Origin of the sequence: Vibrio sp. SCSIO 43097 (genome assembly GCF_023650755.1) — a bacterium.
Classification (GTDB): domain Bacteria; phylum Pseudomonadota; class Gammaproteobacteria; order Enterobacterales; family Vibrionaceae; genus Vibrio; species Vibrio alginolyticus.
Window position 1 is genome coordinate 128,027 of the sequence record NZ_CP071840.1, and the last position, 19,951, is coordinate 147,977.

The following is a 19,951-nucleotide window of genomic DNA, read 5'->3' on the forward strand; positions in this document are numbered from 1 at the left end:
GTATTTCTCAAAAATTGAGAAAATTAAAAAATGTGCTATGAGGTTGCATCGTCAAATCGAAAGCATGGAGTGAGATTTTCTTACCTTATGAGAAAATATGGGCTTCAAAAGTGTTTAGTGATTTTATGGTTTATGAAGTCCGCACTTTTATCTGTTATTGAAATTATGATTTTATTTATCATTGACTTACTTTTCTTGTCTGATGTTTTTTTTACTGAATTAAGGTCAGTTTTCTTAGTTTTTACCCCTAATCATCAGTAGTTCCTCCTCTCTTAGAACGCTACTTAGACTATTTTCTATTTTGTGTCTGTTATTTATTCTTGTTGCCTGCATTACATACATCCTGGTGGTTTAATCGTCAGTTTGTGAAATGGCGGCTTACCTGGAGCACTTATCTGTTTTTCAGTTAAATAGTTTTAGAAAGCGCTGGTTATTGTGTCGTGTGATTTGATGGGTTCGGCTGATGAGCAAAGCTTGGCCCCAATGTTTAGTGGCATCATTCAGGCTCATCGGCTTTATTATTACGTAGGCTGAGGGTTACAAAATGTTTCGAATCGCTAGCGAGATCCAACTTTCGTAGATTGTGTCTTTACATCAAAACTGGTCTACCTAGACTAGCGGCGAGTTTAAGTAAAAGGTGTATACTGCATGTGGAGTTGGCTGGCGATAGGGCTATCAGGTGTGTATTCCGTGTTGGGAGCAAAGCAAGCTAACCCGACACAATCCCTCGTGTTTAAAATCTTTACTCTGCTACTTCTTCTTGTGTTGGTGTTAACTCAAGGTGCATCCGCAACATATACCTACTGGATTGCGGGTGGGCTTATTGTGTCTATGGTGGCAGATACGCTGCACTCGTTTAAAACTCGTAAGCTAATCTATTTTACGGCTTATCTGGTTGCCCAGGTATGCTACAGCAAGTCATTTTGGGTGCAGCTTAATGGTGAGATTGTCTGGTGGCTGTTGGCCCTGCTGCTTGCAGCGAGTATCGTGGCGTTCTTTTTGTTGCTACCTCAACTCGACTCTCTGGTATTCCCTGTTGTGATCATGGGGATGATGCTGGTTCAACTTGCCTGGGCAGCCGGTGAAGTTTGGTTACAAGTGCCGAGTTACGCCAATGCTATCGGTTTTAGCGGAACCTTAGTTCTGATCTATTCGGCGCTGGCATACGCGATACACGGTTATCGAAAACCGATGAAACACGCCTATTTGTGGGTGAGTGGCAGTTACTTTTTTGCTCATGCCCTCATTGTTGCCTCAATCATTTACTAATTTAAGTCAAAGCAGCTCTTGAGGATTTCAGTAAACTGAACGCATTGTTCTTAATAACTGGAGTCAATAATGAGTGAAATCCATGCTCACGAGCTGCTAAACCTACTTAGAGAAACACCAATGGATCGCGAAGCCCTCACACAGCACTTTGGTGCTAGCGTTCGCTTTCACACCTGTAAACTGAATGATCTAGACTTAGATGCATTACTAGCATTTTTGCTCAAGCGCGACAAAATTCGTGAGCTTGAAGGTAAGTTTGTGGTCAATATGGCGCGAGTTTGCAATCACTAAACGGCGGCTAAGATCGAGGGTGAATATGGTGTTTTCGCCCTCAGTCATATACTCATGTTGTCAGTTTGCTATACACTGGCCGCCATTTTTTAGGTGAGGCCAGAATATGGACATTCTTTCTGCAGCGACCATGCTGTTTCTAATCATGGACCCTCTCGGTAACTTGCCGATTGTGTTGTCTATTCTCAAACATATCGATCCCAAGCGTCGTCGTAAGGTATTGATTCGTGAACTACTGTTTGCCTTACTGATTTTGATGTTGTTTCTGTTTGCAGGACAAAGCATCTTAAGTTTTTTGCATGTCCAGCCAGAAACGCTCAGCATTTCAGGTGGCATTATTCTCTTCATTATTGCGATTAAGATGATTTTCCCGAGTGCTGGCAGCATCACTGGACTGGCAGCAGGCGAGGAGCCCTTTATTGTTCCGATGGCCATTCCTATGATCGCGGGCCCTTCAGTGATTGCAGCCTTGCTTTTACTGTCTTCGCAACATCCAGAGAAAATGTTGGAAATGTCAGCATCAGTCGTAATTGCGTGGGGCGCAACATTTTTTATACTGATGTTTTATGGCTTCTTTAATCGCTTGTTGGGTGAACGTGGCTTGAAGGCGGTAGAACGCTTAATGGGCTTGTTACTGGTGATGATCTCCACTCAAATGTTCTTGGATGGTGTAAAAAGTTACATTGGGTGACGAACGAAACGCAGAAAAAAAGCCGCTCACAAGAGCGGCTTTTTCGTATCTGAGCGATTACATCATGTGTTTACGACGAATATCGAGTAGGGCAAAAATACCAAAAATCAGGATTGAATATTTTTCCCAACTGCTCATTTTTATTTTGTCGCCAAATGCACCAATGAAGATGGCCATTTGTAAACCGTGCATGATGAACAAAAAAGCGGTCATGATGTATAGCGCAATCGCGGCATTGCCGGGAAAGGGCATAAAAATATTTAGGATTAATACTAACCAAACAAAGGCGATAGCCGCTTTGGCCAGCATAATTAGTGCTTTCATTTAAGTGTCCTTTTAAATCGAGGCGTTATGCGGAGGTACGTTCGTACAGACGATAGCTCACTTGGCCTGCTGTTTTTTCTCGATGTAATTGCCAGTTTTCTGGTAAGTCGGCAATATTGAGTTCTTTTTCTGTTTCAATATAAATCATCGCATCTTCCGCGAGCCAGCCATTTTGTTCTAGCAGAGCCACGGTCTCATCCAATAGGCCTTTGCGAAACGGTGGGTCAATAAACACCACATGGTGAGCAGAACCCGGTTGCTTCAAAAAACTCAGTGCGTCGGTATTTACCACTTGGATGTTGTTCGCGTTAAGAGAGGCAACATTCTTTTGTAATTGTTGGAAAGCTTGTGGGTTTAGCTCAACCATGGTCACTTGCTCTGCTTGGCGCGAAGCTGACTCAAATCCCAAGCCGCCAGAGCCAGCAAACAAGTCGAGACATTTTGCCTGTGGTACATCTTGAGCTAACCAGTTAAACAGCGTTTCTTTGACGCGATCTGTCGTGGGGCGTAAGCCTTCAGCATCGTGTACAGGAAGTTTTCTGCCTCTCCATAAGCCACTAATAATGCGAACAAAGCCCGTTGTTGGCTTTTTTTGTGATGAGTTTTGCTGGCGACGTCTTACCATAGATTTTTTGACCGCTAATAAAGTGATACTATATCTAATCGCCCAAGCAATGAGCTTGGAGCTTGGATACAGCCCAGAATATTCAAGATGACAGAGTGTAACACTAATAAGATTAGAATTACCTAATCGGAAAGTTTTCAGAACTTTGTCATTAGCCTTTTTTAGACAGATAATAATCTTGTCAAAAAAGAGTCATTAATAGATAAAAGAACAATCTAGGATAGCCCCAGATGACGGAAAAAAAGAAGCGCGGATTACTTTCGTGGCTAGGTTTTGGTGACGAAGAACAAAGCCCAAAACCAAAAACTGAAGAAACAGTAAAAGAAGAAGCAGTGGAAGCGCCTTCTGAAGAGCAGCAAACCGAAGCGGTTGCTGAGCAAGCGGAAGCAACGCCAGAACTTGAAGAAGAAGCGAAACAATCAGAGGCTGCCCCAGCAGAAGCAGAAGCAGAAGCAGAAGCAGAAGCAGAAGCAGAAGCAGAAGCAGAAGCAGAAGCAGAAGAGCCAGAAGTCGTATCGGCCGCGCCTCGTGTTCAAGAACAAGAAAAGCCAACAGAAAGCTTTTTTGCTCGTCTTAAACGCAGCCTAAGCCGAACAAAAGCAAATATTGGTGCTGGCTTCTTCGGTCTGTTCAGCGGTAAGAAAATCGATGAGGACTTATTTGAAGAGCTAGAAGAGCAACTTCTTATTGCTGATGTGGGCATGAATACCACAACAAAAATTATCAACAACCTGACAGAAAAAGCCACACGTGGCGATCTGAAAGACGGCGAAGCCCTTTATGGTTTGTTGAAAGAAGAAATGGCTGAGATTCTTTCTAAAGTCGAACAGCCACTAGAAATCGATAGCAACAAAACGCCTTACGTCATCTTGATGGTGGGTGTAAATGGCGTGGGTAAAACCACGACCATCGGTAAGCTAGCGAAGCAGTTCCAAACTCAAGGCAAAAAAGTGATGCTTGCAGCGGGCGATACTTTCCGTGCCGCAGCGGTTGAGCAGTTACAAGTGTGGGGTGAACGTAATAATGTTCCTGTGATTGCTCAACATACTGGCGCAGACAGTGCCTCTGTTATCTATGATGCGATTGAAGCGGCAAAAGCACGTGGTGTGGATGTGGTGATTGCTGATACAGCAGGTCGTCTACAGAACAAAGCGAACCTAATGGAAGAGCTGCGTAAGATTGTACGTGTGATGAAGAAAATTGATGACTCTGCACCACATGAGATCATGCTAACGCTTGATGCAGGTACAGGACAAAATGCCATTAGCCAAGCGAAACTTTTCAGTGATGTTGCCCCTCTAACCGGGATTACTTTGACTAAGCTGGATGGTACAGCCAAGGGCGGCGTAATTTTCGCTATCGCTGATCAGTTCGGTATTCCAATTCGTTACATTGGTGTGGGTGAAGGTATCGAAGACTTGCGTCCATTTGAAACTCAAGAGTTTATTGACGCACTGTTTAGTCGTGAAGAATAAAAAGAGTTAGAGGAAATCAACGGTGATCAAATTTCAGCAAGTAAGCAAAGCTTACCGAGGTGGTCGACAAGCACTGCAAAAAGTCGATTTTCACCTGAGGCGCGGTGAAATGGCGTTTTTAGGCGGACATTCCGGGGCTGGTAAAAGTACCTTGCTGAAATTGATCTGCGCGATAGAGCGACCAACCGATGGCAAAATCCATTTTAATGGTCACGACATCACGCGTATTCCAAGCAAAGACATCCCTTTTTTGCGCCGCAATATTGGGATTGTTTTTCAAGATCATCGCCTATTGATGGATCGCAGTGTGTACGACAATGTCGCTCTGCCAATGCGTATCGAATCGATTTCTGAAAACGAAATCAAACGCCGTGTTTCTGCGGCGTTAGATAAAACGGGCTTACTCGATAAAGCTCGTTGTCTACCTAGTCAACTTTCTGGTGGTGAGCAACAGCGCGTCGGTATTGCCCGTGCTGTGGTTAATCGACCAACGTTGCTGGTGGCTGATGAGCCTACGGGTAACCTTGACCCAGAATTATCCAACCGTGTGTTGCGTCTATTCGAAGAATTTAACCGTGCGGGCGTGACTATCCTACTTGCCACGCACGATGTGGGGTTAGTAAACACTCGCCCACAGTATCGTCATTTTGAATTGAACCAAGGCTTCCTAAGTGAGGTAGAAGACTATGGCAGGTAACAAGCACTCCCAAAAGAAGGGGAAAGGCCGTAGTGCCAAGCGTGCGAATACCGATGGTTTTTTCTCTGTCCACGCAAAACAAGCTAAATCCTCTTTTAGCGCCTTATGGCAACGACCACTAGGCAACATTCTGACCCTAGCGGTCATCTCCATGGCACTTGCCATGCCAGCTTGTTTGTATCTATTGGGGAAAAACGTTGCGGGGGCAGCGGAAGATGTCGCTTCTCCTTCACAAGTTAGTGCTTACTTAGTTGAAGGCATGCCGGATGCGCGAGTGATGGTTCTCAAAGATCAAATTGAAACTTGGCCTTTGGTAAAAGAGGTAGAATATATTTCACCGCAACAAGGTCTATCTGATTTAAGCCAATATGCAGGGTTCGACCAAGCTATCAGTCTTTTAAGTGGCTATGCGCTACCTGGTGTGTTGGTGATTACGCCAGATTCGGAGCTAAAAAGTGATATTCAGTCATTAGCCAAAGACGTTCGAGAGCAACAAGATGTGACCGACGTGAGACTTGACGAAGACTGGCTGGCGCGTCTTGATGCCATCAAAACTCTCGCGAGTATTATTGTCATTACCCTGACAGTACTGATGCTCGGTGCGGTATTTTTAATCGTTGGCAATACATTGCGATTTAATGTGCTGGCGAATAAAGAAGAGATTCAAACCATGAAACTGATCGGTGCGACGGACAGTTTTATTCTGCGCCCTTACTTGTACACAGGCATGTGGTTTGGCGTGTTAGGTGCCACTATTGCGTGGTTGGTAACGGCTTTAGTGACCATTGTCATGAATAGTGCGGTGGAAGACCTTGCTGCGTTGTACGATAGCCAGTTCCGCCTGATTGGTCTAAGTTGGGATGAATCTTTGTTATTAATCATCATTGGGAGTCTTTTGGGATGTATTGCGGCGCGTTTTTCTGCGCAACGACATTTAAAAGAAATTGAACCAGTTTAAGTGATGGCGGTCTTATTACTTGGATTTCATTAGCACTAGCTAATTTTGAACCCTTGCTTAGACCAAATGTTTATGGATAATTGCTTCCCCTTCTTGAAACTTGTTCATTTTGAGTTCAAGATATCGAAGCTAAATTGCAATGTAATGCTCCAGATCAGAGATTGATGAGGAATTGAATGACAAAAGAAGCGTATCCGATGGCTCTAGTCACGCAAGATAGCCTTGATAGCTATATTCGCTCAGTAAACAGCTACCCAATGCTGACTGCAGACGAAGAGCGTGAGCTGGCAGAACGATTACACTATAAAGGTGAGATTGAGGCTGCAAAAGGTCTAATTCTCTCGCACCTACGATTCGTTGTTCACGTTGCTCGTGGTTACTCTGGCTACGGTTTGCCAATGGCGGATCTTGTGCAAGAGGGTAACATCGGTCTAATGAAAGCCGTTAAGCGTTTTAACCCAGAAGTAGGGGTTCGCTTGGTTTCTTTCGCTGTCCACTGGATCAAAGCAGAGATCCACGAATACGTGCTACGTAACTGGCGTATCGTGAAAATTGCGACCACTAAAGCGCAACGTAAATTGTTCTTCAACCTGCGTAAGTCGAAAAAGCGCTTAGGTTGGTTTAACAACGGTGAAGTGGAAACCGTTGCGCGCGAGTTAGGTGTTGAGCCTTCTGAAGTTCGCGAGATGGAATCACGCTTAGCGGCGGTGGATTCAACCTTTGATATGCCAACAGATGAAGACGATAGCTCAAACGCTTACACAGCGCCGATGCTATACCTAGAAGACAAATCGTCTGATGTGGCCGACAACATTGAAGCCGCCAACTGGGAAATGCATACCAACAATCGCTTGGGTCATGCATTAGCGAGTTTGGATGAGCGTAGTCAGCGCATCGTGCGTTCTCGTTGGTTAGATGATGAGAAAGCAACATTGCAAGACTTAGCTGATGAGTTCGGTGTTTCTGCCGAGCGTATTCGCCAGCTAGAAAAAAATGCAATGAAGAAACTAAAATTGGCCGTGGGTGAATTTTAATTTCCACTGCTAATTGAAAGTAAGATTTTCATAGAAGGCCGAGATCATGTGATCTCGGCTTTTTTATTGTCGATCGAAAATCGATAGCGTTTGCGATCCGGATTTTATGTGCTACCTGTGTATAACTCTGTGAAGTAATTATTTATCAACTGTTCGAAACCCGGACAAAATAAGGGATTCAAGCACTTTTCCATCTGGGGATAGTTATAGATATACACACAGTTAGATCAGGATCATCACTACATATTGTGGATCAAAAGATCCAAATACACTTTATCAACGCAATTCACAGCTTTATCCACAAATGGTTGGAATGTGTACACTTTTGAAAACCCTGATTATCCATGTGTCTAAGTTTGCCGTTGGATAGGTTACAATAGCGGCAGTATACCCAAGCAGCTTCAAATATGGATTTTATGCTGTACCACGGGTGCTGATTAGTACGTTAGGTTCGAGGTTGCTTGGGTATATTAATAAGACAATGAGAAAGTAAATGGATCAGTTTAAGCATATCGATGTACAAGGTGCGCAAGCGCTGCTCGAGCAGGGTGATGCGAAGCTTGTAGATATCCGTGACCCTCAATCGTTTGCCGTTGCGCATGCGGAGTCCGCGTATCACTTAACTAACGATACGATCGTTGCGTTTATGGATGAAGTGGAGTTCGAACAACCTATTTTAGTGATGTGTTACCACGGCATTAGTAGCCAAGGTGCGGCGCAATATTTGGTTAACCAAGGCTTTGAACAGGTGTACAGTGTAGATGGTGGCTTTGAAGCCTGGCATCGAGCAGAACTACCGATAGTGAGAAGTTAATGAAGAGATTGGTAACGTTAAATAATCCACGTATGGCGCAAGCCTTTATTGATTATATGGCCTCTCGCCAAATTGACATCGAAATGATGCCAGAAGGGGATGGGCAATTTGCGCTGTGGCTGACTGATAGCCAGCATGAAATAGAAGCGGAAGCCGAACTTAAGCTGTTCCTTGCTAACCCGTCTGATTCAAAATACAGCGCCGCCTCGTGGGACGTTGCCGATACTCGTAAGAGCACATTTCATTATTCCAGCCCGAGTATCATGAGCATGGTCAAAGCGAAAGCTGGCCCCATGACTTTGCTGATCATGACAGTCTGTATCATCATCTACTTGTTACAAATGTTTGGCTTTGGCAATGGCGTGTTTAAGTTGTTGCACTTCCCGGCTTTTGAGGGGCAACAATGGCAAGTGTGGCGATGGCTAAGTCATGCGTTACTGCACTTTTCAGTAACTCACATCGTGTTTAACTTACTATGGTGGTGGCAGTTGGGTGGCGACATCGAACGTCGTCTCGGTTCCGGTAAGCTATTGCAACTCTTTGTGGTGTCGGCAGCGTTTTCAGGGGCAGGCCAGTTCTATGTTGAAGGGGCTAACTTCGGCGGCTTGTCTGGCGTGGTCTATGCACTGCTTGGTTATTTGTGGATATTGGGTTACCGCTTGCCACATTTAGGCCTTACGCTACCCAAGCCAATCATCGTCTTTATGTTGGTATGGTTAGTTCTTGGTTTTGTGCAGCCATTTATGGCGATTGCAAACACCGCTCACTTAGTTGGGCTACTGTCGGGGATGGCGATTGCGCTGTTTGATTCAGGCAAGATGAAATACCAACAGCAAGCCTAAAGCAGATGAAATGAAAAGACCGCTCAAGAGCGGTCTTTTTTATGTTCAAAACGGATTTGGGTTTATTGATAAAGGTATTTTGTAAACAACAAATCGGCAATGATGGTTTTACCTGTTTCAGGCAAAAGCGTTTCGTTGAGGGTCGTCACTAAGGTTTTGCGCAGATCTTCTCGGCCAGACAGGGACTTAATCGTATCTTCTGTTTGCTTACCCAATAATTCAATCACTGCATCGCGAATCAAAGGTTGGTGATGCTCAACAACTGATAAATCTTGTTGACTCATTACCATGATGTCGATGCGCACTTGCACATAACCTAACTTTTTGCCTTTGGTGTAAAAGTTAGTAGTGAGGTCAGGCTCTAGGGTAAAGTATGCCAACTTAGGTCCAGATTCTTCCGTTTCAGCCCAACTTGGTGCGGCGAATAGTATGGTTAACGCAAAAATAATTTGGGCTATATAACGTTTGTACATATTTCTAACTTTTCTTTCTCTGGATCGCGATATTCGAATCGCTTCAGTCTTGATACAATGGGCCGTCTATAACAAATAACGGAACTTACGGTTACATACATTACTATGGACGGTAAGTTGTTGCTTTATTGTACGCATAAAGCCTCCAATTGAATACTAGTATGAATCAGCCAACATCACTCTATCTTGCTTCTTTATTGGAAGTAGAGTGGCAAAACCCCGAAGAATTCGAATTTCCAAATGAATTTGCCAAGCACTGGCTTGAAGAGCAAGGGTCTTTGTCACGTCGTTTAAAACAGCACTGCCAAGCGTTAACGGTAGAATTGCTACAAAATCAGATCGTCACTGCAGCGACATTAAAACAGGACGAAAGCCAGTTATTGTCCGAACAAGATTGCTTACTGAGAGAGGTAATTTTGTGCGGTGACAATAATAACTGGGTTATTGGGCGGACATTGATTCCTCGCTCAACCTTAGTTGATCAGCAGTATGATTTGGCTCAACAAGGGGATATCCCATTAGGACTAACTGTGTTCAGCGCAGATAACGTTGAGCGGGACTCTTTGCAAATGGGATGGGTAGCCGTACCAGAAGGACGTTTGTTAGCGCGACGCTCAAGGTTGTGGATGAATCACAAACCGATGCTAGTCGCCGAGTTATTCTTATCTAATTCACCAGTTTACGCTAAGGAGACAGTGTAAATGTCCGCAGAAAAAGCCAAAGCATATTGGCAACTGATGCGCATGGATCGCCCGATTGGTTCACTGTTACTGATGTGGCCAACGATTTGGGCGCTAATTATCTCAGCCCAAGGGATGCCAAGTTGGGATGTATTCATCGTGTTTGTATTGGGGGTATTCCTAATGCGTAGTGCGGGGTGCGTGATTAATGATTTTGCAGATCGCAAAGTCGACGGCCATGTAAAGCGTACTAAGCAACGTCCACTGCCATCAGGGAAAGTGACAGCAAAAGAAGCGATTGGATTATTTTTGGTTTTGGGTATCAGCTCGTTTTTGTTAGTGCTGACCATGAACCCGCTGACGATTCAGCTATCCTTCGCTGGCATTGTGTTGGCGTTCATCTATCCATTTATGAAGCGTTACACTCATATTCCACAGCTATTTTTAGGCTTGGCTTTTAGCTGGGCGATTCCAATGGCGTGGGCTGCACAAACTGGGGAATTACCATTGATTGTTTGGTTTTTGTTCCTCATTAACGCTTTGTGGACCATTGCGTACGACACTCAATATGCGATGGTAGACCGAGATGATGATCTAAAGATTGGCATTAAATCGACGGCAATTCTGTTTGGTCGTCATGACAAGCTTATTATTGGCGTGTTGCAACTGATTACACTCGCGATGTTGGTTTGGTTAGGGCAGTTCTACCAATTGGGACAAAGTTACTACTGGACCCTTTTGATTGCAGCGTCGTTGTTTGTTTATCAGCAGCACTTAATTCGTCACCGTGAGCGTGAGTTGTGCTTTAAGGCTTTCCTTAACAACAATTATGTTGGCATGGTGATAGCGATAGGGTTACTGGTCGCATTTTGGTAAGCGAAGAAATAGAAAAAGGCATCCGATTGGATGCCTTTTTTCTTATTGGAAGAAGGTAAAACGGTTACGACCGAAGTTGGTGAATACTCTCTTCGATCGTCAGTTTCACTTCTGGATAAAGCAGAGTGAACAGTAGTCGTGCAAATTGCTGCGTTTTCTTCGTGTCACAGTTACCATCGTTATCGAGGTATTTTTGCTGTTTGAGCGTATTGAACATGGCGGTAAACACACCTTTATCGAAGAATTCTGGCGCATTAATACCGTGCAAACGCCCTAGGCGCTGAGCAATATCTTGGCTCTTCTGCTCTAGGTCCGATTTACCCAGCTCAGGGTAAGCAACAAGCAAGTTCATCGCGATAGAGTAGCGTTGCAGCGTTTCAGTTATCGTACGACCTAGCAGAACCAAAGGCTGGTTGTTCGATTGATTGATTTCCAGCTTATCACCATCAAGACTAATCATTTTCTGATCGGCAAATTCATGCAGTGTTTTAACGACCAATTCATCCAACTCGTCTTCTTGGTAACTTAAGAACAGCTCTTTCTTCAAGAATGGGTAGATTTGCGCGACATTAGCTTGAATCTTGGCTACCGAAAGGTTGCGCTGACGAATGAGCATTTGGGCAATTAATGACGGCAGAGCGAACAAGTGAATGATGTTGTTGCGATAGTAAGTCATCAGGATCGATTGGCTACGGTCCAGCGAAATGATGTCACCCATGCTATCGGTTTCAATCACGAACTTATCAAGCGAAATTGCATGATCAACCAACTCCTCAGCACTTTCGGTAGGGATAGTGGAGGTGCTTGAGTACGGATTATTTTTGAGTAGCTTTAAGTAACACTCGATCTGATTGATCAGCGAGTCACGAGAAAGTGCACGTTGACGAGAAGCAAGCAGTGCGGTTGCACACAAGGTCAACGCGTTTGCTGCCGCCGCATCATTGATGTGCGTCATCATCTTATTAGCAAGGTCGTTGACCACAGGATTCATCCATTGTGGTTTGTTACCACCCATGCTGTCGATGTCTTTCGTCCACTCAGGAGCATGCTCGTTCAAGTATTGGTTGAGCTGAATTGGCTCACCGAAGTTCACATAGCCCAAACCAAAGTTACGCAGTTTACGCAGAGTACGCAGTACAAGCCCTGCGTTTTCTTTCTCTTTGCGTTTGCCACGCAGCTCTTTCGCGTAAGTGCCCACTTCCATTACGTGCTCGTAACCGATGTAGACCGGCACTAGTGTTACTGGGCGGTTTAGACCACGTAGCATTGCTTGGATGGTCATAGCCAGCATACCCGTTTTCGCTTGCAGTAAGCGACCTGTACGTGAACGACCACCCTCACTGAAGTACTCGACTGAATAGCCTTTGGCAAACAGCTCAGCTAGATACTCACGGAAAATGGTTGAGTACAGTTTGTTGCCTTTAAAACTACGACGAATAAAGAACGCCCCACCACGACGGAAAAGAGGACCGGCCGGGAAGAAGTTCAAGTTAATGCCTGCCGCAATGTGCGGAGGTACCATGCCTTCATGGTATAAAACATAAGACAAAAGCAGGTAGTCCATGTGACTACGGTGACAAGGAACGTACACAATTTCGTGGCCGTCTTGCGCTAAACGACGCACAGTCGAGGCGTTATTGATGTGCAAACCTTGGTATAGTTTTGTCCATAACCAACTCAGGATGCGGTCGCCGTTTTTCACCAGACTATAGGAGAAGTCGGCAGCGATTTCATCCATGATGTCGTGGGCTTCTTTACGTGCCTTATCAATCGAGATGTTTTTGCTCTTGGCTTCGTCAGCAATCGCCAGTTCAATAGCTGGAGATTTTAGTAAACGAGCAAACAACACTTGTCGTTGTGGCAGGTTTGGGCCTGAAGCAGCCAGTTTCTGGCGTGAGAAGTGGATACGCGCCACGCGAGCCAGTTTGTGCGCAATTGCGCTGTCGGTACCGTGAGAGTCTGCCATATAACGCAGAGATACCACGGGACTAAAGCGAACTAAGCAGTCGCGTCCCGCCGCCATTACTGCTTTGGCTTTTTGCGGACCATTCATCGGTTGAAGGTAAGGCTTTTGGTTCTCTTCTTTACCTGGCTTACGACCCCAAAGCACGGTTGCAGGGATCATTTGAACATCCAACTCACTATCCAGCTTGTGCAGTTCCAGTAAGTCAGTGAACAGAGAAACAGAATCGGTTGGGACATCATTATCGTTGTTCATCACAGTTGGACGCGCAGCGATAAAGACGAAACGGTTCAGCGTTTTGCCATTGATTTCCAGCGGGCTGAGCGGGTCGGGTAGACCAAGGCTCATGGCTTGTTTTTGCAGTGTCAGCAAATCCACGTTCGAGCGGAACGGCAGGGCATATACAATCGGTTTAGTTAGGTCGATGTTCAGATCTTCAATCGGGTTCGACGGGATTGTGGTGCCCTTTACCAGTACCGATAAAGGTAGTTTTAGTAATGAACGTGAAAATGATTGTCCAGAAGACATAAAGTTCACAGCCTCAATAGGTATTCAAACAGGCCTAACCTTATTTCAGTTTCCGCTTTGCATGTCTTCTCTATAAAAAGAGATGAGTACGGCAATAGAAATAAGCCTAGGCGATAAAATTTAAGCGCTGCAAGGATACCAGAAACTGGTCAAACCTTTTAATTTTATTGGCTGTAAATTAGTCGAACCCCTAAGTTATTGCTTTGACTTGATTAACTGAAAAGTCGGTGTTTTAAACGAATAAAGAATGAACTTAATCGGTAAGCTGAAAGCTCTCCACAAATAAATTAAAAAACAACCAATTGGGTTTTCATTTGAGCATTTACTGGATATACTCACAGTTAACTGTATAAAAAGACAGGTGAGACATGAAGCCGTTAACGCCACGCCAACAACAAGTCTTCGATTTGATTAAAAGTAAAATCGATGACACCGGAATGCCACCAACTCGTGCAGAGATTGCGCGTGAGCTTGGCTTCCGCTCTGCGAATGCCGCAGAGGAACACCTAAAAGCGCTTGCTCGTAAGCAAGCAATTGAAATTATTCCAGGCGCTTCTCGTGGGATTCGTATCCTGCTTGAAGACGCAGCCAATGATGAGCAGGGTTTGCCATTGATTGGTCAAGTTGCAGCGGGTGAGCCAATTCTGGCTCAAGAGCACGTAGAGGCGCACTACCAAGTCGATCCTGCGATGTTCAAACCGCAAGCGGATTTCTTACTTCGTGTAAATGGCGAGAGTATGAAAGACATCGGGATTATGGATGGCGATTTGCTCGCGGTGCATAAAACCCAAGACGTGAGAGACGGTCAAGTTGTCGTTGCGCGTGTTGATGATGATGTGACTGTGAAGCGTTTGGAGCGCAAAGGCTCAACCATATTACTGCATGCTGAGAATGAAGAGTTTGCCCCAATCCAAGTGGACTTAACGTCTCAGCACCTTACGATTGAAGGCTTAGCCGTTGGTATTATTCGTAATACCGATTGGATGTAAGTGTATTTAAGCAGCCCAGTTGACCTGGGCTGTTTTGTCTTTTCTCTTCTTTTCTCTTTTTCTACTTCCTCCAAAAGCTTGCTCATCATCTTGACCTTGTTTGTTTTGACCAATTTATAAGCTTGATAATGTAATTGATATTCATTATCATCTTTATTAATGTCTATGTTTTCTCTCTGGCGCAGGAAATGCCCATGTCTCAGTCTAAACATCAAGTTCCTAACCATCTATTGAAGCCACTGTTATTGCGTAGCCGTGAAAGCATGGTCGACAATGGCTTGGTGTACGATCCGATAGCTGCTAAAGCGTGTTTGAGCTGTAAGATGGCGCCGGATTGTTTGAGTGGTGATATTGCGCAGAAGCAATTGCTGCACGTGACGCTGACTCAGCTTTGTGACCAGCAGGTTAGTCACTTCTTACAGCAGTATCCCGATGCTTGGATAATCAATGTCGGAGCGGGGTTGGATACCCGCTTTTATCGTTTGGATAATGGACGCTGCCATTGGATAGAGCTGGATGTGACGGAAAATTTGGTATGGCGTCAGCGCTTGTTCCACAAAAATGAACGCTATGAACATCGCTGTGGCAGTGTGGATGAAATGTCGTGGCTAGAGACGTTAGCCATTCCAGAGCAAGCACCGGTGCTCATTTTATGTGAAATGGCACTGCTCGATTGCACAGAGCGTCAAGTCGCGAAATTTATTCAAACCTTGGGTCGACATTTTGTTTCTGCTGAGCTATGTATGGTGCTGGCAGGAGATTTAACGGAAACCAAGTGGGGACAAAAGCTTGGCTCTGATCGTTATGCTCATGGCTTTGAAGCGCCTGCAGCACAGATATTGCAATGGTTACCATGGGCACAGTGGGTGAAAGCTTTCTCGCCATTCGATAGATTCTGTTCTCGTTGGAAAGCTTGGCAGCGTTGGCTTAATAAGATTCCAATGTTGAAGCATCGCCTCACGCCAGTCCTCGTTCACATCAAGTGGTAATTGGCTAGTCGTTAAGCGCTCAGGTACACTCGTCGATCTTACTGATGAGGTGCCTGTGACAAATTCAATCTTCTCTCCTTTATCTAACCCAAAAGTTCATCGCCAAGTCTTAGCTTTAGCGATACCTATGGTGCTGTCGAATATTACTGTTCCATTGCTCGGTTTGGTCGATGCTGCGGTGATTGGTCATCTAGACCACGCTTGGTATTTGGGCGGTGTTGCGTTGGGCAGCACCATGATCAGCGTGACGTTTTGGCTGCTTGGTTTTTTGCGTATGTCGACTACTGGGTTGGCTGCGCAGTCCTATGGCGGTGAAGACCGAAAGCAACTTGCCTTGGTGTTTATGCAAGGCTCACTTATGGCGCTGCTGTTTGCGTTAGTCTTCCTTATTGCCCATAACCCGATTGCTGATTTGATCTTTGGCTGGAGTGACGCCAGCGCAGAGGTAAAACACTACGGCATGCAATATTTCTCTATCCGTGTGTGGAGTGCCCCCGCTGCGCTAATGAACTTTGTGTTGTTGGGGTGGCTGCTCGGAACGCAAAATTCCAAAGCACCAATGTGGATGGTGATCATCACTAACGTGACTAATATTGTCCTCGATTTGTTGTTTGTTATCGGTTTGGAGTGGAAAGTAGAAGGCGCTGCGCTGGCATCGGTGATTGCTGACTACTCAGGTATGGGTTTTGGTCTCATGTGTGTCTGGAAAACCTGGCGAGAGAGGCAATTACCATCACCTCAAAAGTTGCTAGCCAGCACTCAACACGGTTTAGGGCGCTTCGTGAAATTGAATCGAGATATTTTCTTGCGCTCTTTGTGTCTGCAAGCGGCTTTTAGCTTTATGACGTTCCAAGGTGCGAGCTTTGGTGATGAGGTTGTCGCTGCAAATGCGGTTCTGATGAGCTTCCTGATGATTATCTCGTATGGCATGGATGGCTTTGCTTACGCAATGGAGGCCATGGTCGGGAAGGCGATTGGTGCCAAAGATAGGCAACAATTGAGTGCATCGCTTGTCGGCACTTTCTTTTGGAGTTTGGTTATTTGCTTAGGACTGACCGCGCTCTTTGGTTTGGCGGGATCGGAGTTGATCGCCATGATCACTTCAATTGAGACGGTCCAACAGCAAGCAGCGGTGTATCTACCTTGGCTGGTGGTGATGCCACTTGCGTCGATGTGGTGCTTTCTATTGGATGGCATTTTTGTCGGTGCAACCAAAGGCAAAGACATGCGCAATAGTATGTTTGTCGCGACCAGCAGTTTCTTCGTTGTCTTTTACTTATTCGCCGAGTGGGAAAATCACGCGCTGTGGTTTGCAATGACGAGCTTTATGTTGATGCGGGGTATTGGTTTAGGGGTTATCTTTCTCTACCAATGGCACAAGGATACCTTCCTAGCACAATGTTGATATAAAAACAGCAGGTCCAAGCCTGCTGTTTTTCTGTCTGCTATCAAGAAGCATAGATTAGAACAAGCGGTTCAAACCATTCAACGCAGCGACACGATACGCTTCGGCCATTGTTGGATAGTTGAAGGTGGTATTGACGAAATACTCGATGGTATTCGCTGAGCCTTTTTGCTCCATAATGGCTTGACCGATGTGGATAATTTCCGCGGCACGTTCGCCAAAACAGTGAATCCCTAAAATTTCTTTGGTTTCACGATGGAACAATATCTTCAAGCTACCGATGTCTTTCCCTGCGATCTGTGCACGAGCTAGATGCTTGAACGAAGAGCGTCCTACTTCATACGGTACTTTCGCAGCTGTTAGCTCTTGCTCGGTTTTACCCACAGAGCTAATCTCTGGGATGGTGTAGATACCCGTTGGAATATCATCAATCAGGTAGTTTTCTGCCTGACCTTTCGTAATGGCTTGTGCGACAAATCGCCCTTGGTCATAAGCGGCGCTTGCAAGGCTAGGGTAACCGATGACATCGCCTACAGCGTAAATGTGTTCGATATCGGTTTGGTAGTTACGGTTTACTTTTAGTTGTCCGCGAGAGTCCGCTTCCAGACCCACTGCACCCAAATTCAACTTATCGGTGTTACCTGTTCGACCATTCGCATACAACAAGCAGTCTGCCTTCATCTTCTTGCCAGATTGTAGGTGAATAATCACGCCATCTTCTGTGCCTTCGATTTTTTCATAGGTCTCATCATTACGAATTACCACACCGCTGTTCCAGAAGTGGTAAGACAGCGCATCTGACACTTCGTTATCCAAAAACTCCAACAAGCGGTCGCGGGTATTGATAAGGTCGGTTTTCACTCCAAGGCCGCGGAAGATAGAGGCGTACTCACAACCGATAACGCCCGCACCGTAAATGATGATATGGCGAGGGTCGTGTTTCAGGCTCAAAATGGAATCACTGTCGTAGATGCGCTCATGCAAGAAATCTACGTCGTTAGGCTGATACGGGCGAGAACCCGTCGCGATGACAAACTTATCCGCAGAATAGATTTCTTCTGTACCGTCGCTTTGCATCACTGCAATTGAGTAGTTATCGATAAATCGCGCGGTTCCGAACAAAAGTGTGCATGAGTTACGGTCATAAAAGCCCTGACGAAGTCGAGTTTGCTTATCAATGACCGATTTAGCATGACCTAAAATGTCAGAAAATGTTGCATGAACGCTGGTGTTGTTTCGACAAAATAGCGGGTTGCTATTAAATTCGATGATGCGGCTAACGGCATGACGCAGTGCTTTTGATGGAATAGTACCCCAGTGAGTACAACCGCCGCCGACACTGCTTTCTTTCTCGACAATGGCAACATTCAGTCCCGCTTTGGTTAATCCCATTGCAGCCCCTTCTCCGCCAGGGCCACTACCGATTACGATCACGTCATAGTGATTAACATGCGCCATGATGCCTTCCTTGTTATATTTGCTTAACATTGCTTTAGCGCGATTTTAACTCATTTACTCTATTGGTACACGTCATGCCTGTTAGAGAGTGGAAGTGATCACGCAGAATCGACCAAAAGGATGATTTGGTATGTTGTATGTCTATAAATTGCATCGAGAACATTGCAATTAGATGCATGCCAATAGTAACGTTCTCGGCGCTCAGAGCGAGCGAAGCAACATATCTTTCTCCGTAGGAGCAAATTGCGTTATATTGAGGCTCTTGTACCCTACAGAAAAAGAGCAAGTTAAGAATGAAATCGATGGGAATCCGCGCACAGCAAAAAGAGAAGACACGTCGATCATTGATCGATGCGGCATTTAGTCAATTAAGTGCGGATCGCAGCTTTTCCAGCCTTAGCTTGCGAGAAGTCGCCCGAGAGGCAGGGATTGCACCGACTTCTTTTTACCGTCACTTCAAAGATATGGATGAGCTAGGCTTAACCATGGTTGATGAAGGCGGTTTGCTACTACGCCAACTGATGCGTCAGGCGCGTCAACGTATTGTGAAAGAAGGTAGCGTAATTCGTACCTCGGTCGAAACCTTTATGGAATTCATTGAAAGTAGTCCGAACGTTTTTCGTTTGTTGTTGCGTGAGCGCTCCGGCACTTCTGCTGAATTTCGTACCGCTGTTGCTCGAGAAATCCAGCATTTTGCGGCAGAATTAACCGAGTATTTAATGAGCACCGGCGTGACCAGAGAAGAGGCGTATACTCAAGCAGAAGCGTCTGTGACTTTGGTTTTCAGTTCCGGGGCTGAAGCTTTAGATTTAGATCGACGTGAGCGCGATGAACTCGCCGAGCGATTGATCATGCAATTGCGAATGATAGCCAAAGGGGCCTATTGGTATCGCAAAGAACGTGAACGTAACCGATTAAAAGGCGGGATAGAATAATGTCGAATGGAAATAAATCTGAAAAGAAAACGCTGATTTTGGCACTGGTTGCAGGTATGTGTGGTGATGCTTTGTTGTCATGGTTGACCATGAGTGAAGTGTCTTTTTCAATCTTCCCATTGATTGCACTCGTACTGGCTGTACAAGCTCTTTACCAAGAGTACCTAAATAATCCGGTATCAGAAGATATCCCATTAGTTGGCTTGGCGTGTTTCTTCGTAGGTGCGTTTGGTCACTCTGCGTTTATTAAAGCGCAATACCCAGAAGCAGGCTCAAACTTCTTCGCGATCATGGTTTCAATGATCTTACTCGCATGGATTGGTAAGAAGCTAGGTTTTGTCAGCAAGAAGACTTCTGCGGAATAAGCAAACGAATCAAATTAAAAAAAGCGAGCCATTGAGCTCGCTTTTTTTTGTCTGAAGCTGGTGGACTAAGCTTTACGTTCCAATAGCACGCCAGCTTCCATGTGGTGGGTAAATCGAACTCTGAATCTTGTAATGTCTTCCAAAATCCAGGTTTAAATTTTAATTTGTTGTTTTTATTTGGTTTTTAATTTCTCCTTGTCCAAGGATGTCTTTAGCCGTACAATGAAAACTCGTCTTTCCCCGTACCCCACGCCGTACCCAGAGCCGTAC

21 protein-coding genes are annotated in these 19,951 nt (G+C 45.2%); 16 read left to right on the forward strand and 5 right to left on the reverse strand.

Annotation, left to right across the window (positions count from 1 at the left end; genetic code table 11):
- The first annotated feature begins 648 nt into the window (after positions 1-648).
- The 3 genes from J4N40_RS00635 to J4N40_RS00645 all read left to right on the forward strand — a co-directional run bounded on the left by J4N40_RS00635 (position 649) and on the right by J4N40_RS00645 (position 2,251).
- The gene (locus J4N40_RS00635) at positions 649-1,269 is read left to right on the forward strand and encodes a lysoplasmalogenase (RefSeq protein ID WP_005389670.1); all 621 of its coding nucleotides are present in this window, start codon (positions 649-651) and stop codon (positions 1,267-1,269) included.
- A 69-nt stretch (positions 1,270-1,338) separates the two neighbouring features.
- Positions 1,339-1,560 carry a YecH family metal-binding protein gene (locus tag J4N40_RS00640; protein WP_005378711.1) on the forward strand — a complete coding sequence of 74 codons (222 nt, stop codon included), beginning with the start codon at positions 1,339-1,341 and terminating at the stop codon, positions 1,558-1,560.
- Between the two features lie 106 nt (positions 1,561-1,666).
- Positions 1,667-2,251, forward strand: coding sequence for a YhgN family NAAT transporter (locus J4N40_RS00645; protein ID WP_005389671.1), 585 nt, complete (start codon positions 1,667-1,669; stop codon positions 2,249-2,251).
- Between the two features lie 57 nt (positions 2,252-2,308).
- Here J4N40_RS00645 and J4N40_RS00650 read toward each other — a convergent pair whose 3' ends face one another.
- Together J4N40_RS00650 and rsmD are read right to left on the reverse strand one after the other, a co-directional pair.
- Positions 2,309-2,575, reverse strand: coding sequence for a DUF1145 domain-containing protein (locus J4N40_RS00650; RefSeq protein ID WP_005378704.1), 267 nt, complete (start codon positions 2,573-2,575; stop codon positions 2,309-2,311).
- A gap of 25 nt (positions 2,576-2,600) precedes the next feature.
- Entirely contained in the window at positions 2,601-3,200 is a 600-nt protein-coding gene (gene rsmD, locus J4N40_RS00655; RefSeq protein WP_005378702.1) for a 16S rRNA (guanine(966)-N(2))-methyltransferase RsmD, read from the reverse strand.
- Between the two features lie 230 nt (positions 3,201-3,430).
- Here rsmD and ftsY point away from each other — a divergent pair, with 230 nt between their 5' ends.
- The 6 genes from ftsY to glpG all read left to right on the forward strand — a co-directional run bounded on the left by ftsY (position 3,431) and on the right by glpG (position 9,020).
- On the forward strand, positions 3,431-4,675 hold the full coding sequence (ftsY, locus tag J4N40_RS00660) for a signal recognition particle-docking protein FtsY (protein ID WP_047103980.1): 1,245 nt from the start codon (positions 3,431-3,433) through the stop codon (positions 4,673-4,675).
- A gap of 22 nt (positions 4,676-4,697) precedes the next feature.
- Entirely contained in the window at positions 4,698-5,372 is a 675-nt protein-coding gene (gene ftsE, locus J4N40_RS00665; RefSeq protein WP_005393800.1) for a cell division ATP-binding protein FtsE, read from the forward strand.
- Positions 5,362-6,330, forward strand: coding sequence for a permease-like cell division protein FtsX (gene ftsX, locus J4N40_RS00670; protein WP_005378695.1), 969 nt, complete (start codon positions 5,362-5,364; stop codon positions 6,328-6,330). Before ftsE ends, ftsX begins: the two co-directional genes overlap by 11 nt.
- 176 nt (positions 6,331-6,506) lie before the next feature.
- A complete protein-coding gene (gene rpoH / locus J4N40_RS00675; protein ID WP_005378693.1) occupies positions 6,507-7,364 on the forward strand; it encodes an RNA polymerase sigma factor RpoH in 858 nt (285 codons plus the stop codon).
- Positions 7,365-7,857: 493 nt separating this feature from the next.
- Positions 7,858-8,178 (forward strand): thiosulfate sulfurtransferase GlpE, encoded by a 321-nt coding sequence (gene glpE, locus J4N40_RS00680; RefSeq protein WP_005378691.1) that lies wholly within the window; start codon positions 7,858-7,860, stop codon positions 8,176-8,178.
- Positions 8,178-9,020: a rhomboid family intramembrane serine protease GlpG gene (gene glpG, locus J4N40_RS00685; protein ID WP_025768168.1), complete on the forward strand. Its 843-nt coding sequence runs from the start codon at positions 8,178-8,180 to the stop codon at positions 9,018-9,020. The genes glpE and glpG overlap by 1 nt, the downstream gene beginning before the upstream one ends.
- 62 nt (positions 9,021-9,082) lie before the next feature.
- Here the strand turns inward: glpG and J4N40_RS00690 are convergent, their stop codons facing one another.
- On the reverse strand, positions 9,083-9,493 hold the full coding sequence (locus J4N40_RS00690; protein ID WP_115386361.1) for a flagellar basal body-associated protein FliL: 411 nt from the start codon (positions 9,491-9,493) through the stop codon (positions 9,083-9,085).
- A 161-nt stretch (positions 9,494-9,654) separates the two neighbouring features.
- On the opposite strand from J4N40_RS00690, the gene J4N40_RS00695 reads away from it, so the two are divergent.
- Positions 9,655-10,194 (forward strand): chorismate lyase, encoded by a 540-nt coding sequence (locus J4N40_RS00695; RefSeq protein WP_005378686.1) that lies wholly within the window; start codon positions 9,655-9,657, stop codon positions 10,192-10,194.
- Complete coding sequence (gene ubiA / locus J4N40_RS00700) at positions 10,195-11,049, forward strand: 4-hydroxybenzoate octaprenyltransferase (protein ID WP_005378684.1); 855 nt, start codon at positions 10,195-10,197, stop codon at positions 11,047-11,049.
- A gap of 64 nt (positions 11,050-11,113) precedes the next feature.
- Here ubiA and plsB read toward each other — a convergent pair whose 3' ends face one another.
- On the reverse strand, positions 11,114-13,540 hold the full coding sequence (gene plsB, locus J4N40_RS00705; protein ID WP_053307422.1) for a glycerol-3-phosphate 1-O-acyltransferase PlsB: 2,427 nt from the start codon (positions 13,538-13,540) through the stop codon (positions 11,114-11,116).
- A gap of 368 nt (positions 13,541-13,908) precedes the next feature.
- Between plsB and lexA the strand changes: the two genes are divergently transcribed.
- The 3 genes from lexA (at position 13,909) to dinF (ending at position 16,923) form a co-directional block, all read left to right on the forward strand.
- Complete coding sequence (gene lexA / locus J4N40_RS00710; RefSeq protein ID WP_005378682.1) at positions 13,909-14,529, forward strand: transcriptional repressor LexA; 621 nt, start codon at positions 13,909-13,911, stop codon at positions 14,527-14,529.
- Positions 14,530-14,723: 194 nt separating this feature from the next.
- Positions 14,724-15,518, forward strand: coding sequence for a class I SAM-dependent methyltransferase (locus J4N40_RS00715; RefSeq protein ID WP_005378679.1), 795 nt, complete (start codon positions 14,724-14,726; stop codon positions 15,516-15,518).
- Positions 15,519-15,573: 55 nt separating this feature from the next.
- Positions 15,574-16,923, forward strand: a complete 1,350-nt coding sequence (gene dinF, locus J4N40_RS00720; RefSeq protein ID WP_170960433.1) for an MATE family efflux transporter DinF — start codon at positions 15,574-15,576, stop codon at positions 16,921-16,923.
- A gap of 57 nt (positions 16,924-16,980) precedes the next feature.
- Here dinF and sthA read toward each other — a convergent pair whose 3' ends face one another.
- Positions 16,981-18,381 carry a Si-specific NAD(P)(+) transhydrogenase gene (sthA, locus tag J4N40_RS00725; protein WP_005393772.1) on the reverse strand — a complete coding sequence of 467 codons (1,401 nt, stop codon included), beginning with the start codon at positions 18,379-18,381 and terminating at the stop codon, positions 16,981-16,983.
- A gap of 293 nt (positions 18,382-18,674) precedes the next feature.
- On the opposite strand from sthA, the gene fabR reads away from it, so the two are divergent.
- On the forward strand, positions 18,675-19,316 hold the full coding sequence (fabR, locus tag J4N40_RS00730; RefSeq protein WP_005378632.1) for an HTH-type transcriptional repressor FabR: 642 nt from the start codon (positions 18,675-18,677) through the stop codon (positions 19,314-19,316).
- Positions 19,316-19,681 (forward strand): YijD family membrane protein, encoded by a 366-nt coding sequence (locus J4N40_RS00735; RefSeq protein ID WP_005378634.1) that lies wholly within the window; start codon positions 19,316-19,318, stop codon positions 19,679-19,681. Before fabR ends, J4N40_RS00735 begins: the two co-directional genes overlap by 1 nt.
- Positions 19,682-19,951 lie beyond the last annotated feature (270 nt).

What these genes read in the sequence shown, in the direction of transcription:
- J4N40_RS00635 (WP_005389670.1), top strand. Translation starts at nt 649, where the DNA reads ATGTGGAGTTGGCTGGCGATAGGGCTATCAGGTGTGTATTCCGTGTTG.
- J4N40_RS00640 (WP_005378711.1), top strand. Translation starts at nt 1,339, where the DNA reads ATGAGTGAAATCCATGCTCACGAGCTGCTAAACCTACTTAGAGAAACA.
- J4N40_RS00645 (WP_005389671.1), top strand. Translation starts at nt 1,667, where the DNA reads ATGGACATTCTTTCTGCAGCGACCATGCTGTTTCTAATCATGGACCCT.
- J4N40_RS00650 (WP_005378704.1), bottom strand. Translation starts at nt 2,575, where the DNA reads ATGAAAGCACTAATTATGCTGGCCAAAGCGGCTATCGCCTTTGTTTGG.
- rsmD (WP_005378702.1), bottom strand. Translation starts at nt 3,200, where the DNA reads ATGGTAAGACGTCGCCAGCAAAACTCATCACAAAAAAAGCCAACAACG.
- ftsY (WP_047103980.1), top strand. Translation starts at nt 3,431, where the DNA reads ATGACGGAAAAAAAGAAGCGCGGATTACTTTCGTGGCTAGGTTTTGGT.
- ftsX (WP_005378695.1), top strand. Translation starts at nt 5,362, where the DNA reads ATGGCAGGTAACAAGCACTCCCAAAAGAAGGGGAAAGGCCGTAGTGCC.
- rpoH (WP_005378693.1), top strand. Translation starts at nt 6,507, where the DNA reads ATGACAAAAGAAGCGTATCCGATGGCTCTAGTCACGCAAGATAGCCTT.
- glpE (WP_005378691.1), top strand. Translation starts at nt 7,858, where the DNA reads ATGGATCAGTTTAAGCATATCGATGTACAAGGTGCGCAAGCGCTGCTC.
- glpG (WP_025768168.1), top strand. Translation starts at nt 8,178, where the DNA reads ATGAAGAGATTGGTAACGTTAAATAATCCACGTATGGCGCAAGCCTTT.
- J4N40_RS00690 (WP_115386361.1), bottom strand. Translation starts at nt 9,493, where the DNA reads ATGTACAAACGTTATATAGCCCAAATTATTTTTGCGTTAACCATACTA.
- J4N40_RS00695 (WP_005378686.1), top strand. Translation starts at nt 9,655, where the DNA reads ATGAATCAGCCAACATCACTCTATCTTGCTTCTTTATTGGAAGTAGAG.
- ubiA (WP_005378684.1), top strand. Translation starts at nt 10,195, where the DNA reads ATGTCCGCAGAAAAAGCCAAAGCATATTGGCAACTGATGCGCATGGAT.
- plsB (WP_053307422.1), bottom strand. Translation starts at nt 13,540, where the DNA reads ATGTCTTCTGGACAATCATTTTCACGTTCATTACTAAAACTACCTTTA.
- lexA (WP_005378682.1), top strand. Translation starts at nt 13,909, where the DNA reads ATGAAGCCGTTAACGCCACGCCAACAACAAGTCTTCGATTTGATTAAA.
- J4N40_RS00715 (WP_005378679.1), top strand. Translation starts at nt 14,724, where the DNA reads ATGTCTCAGTCTAAACATCAAGTTCCTAACCATCTATTGAAGCCACTG.
- sthA (WP_005393772.1), bottom strand. Translation starts at nt 18,381, where the DNA reads ATGGCGCATGTTAATCACTATGACGTGATCGTAATCGGTAGTGGCCCT.
- fabR (WP_005378632.1), top strand. Translation starts at nt 18,675, where the DNA reads ATGAAATCGATGGGAATCCGCGCACAGCAAAAAGAGAAGACACGTCGA.
- J4N40_RS00735 (WP_005378634.1), top strand. Translation starts at nt 19,316, where the DNA reads ATGTCGAATGGAAATAAATCTGAAAAGAAAACGCTGATTTTGGCACTG.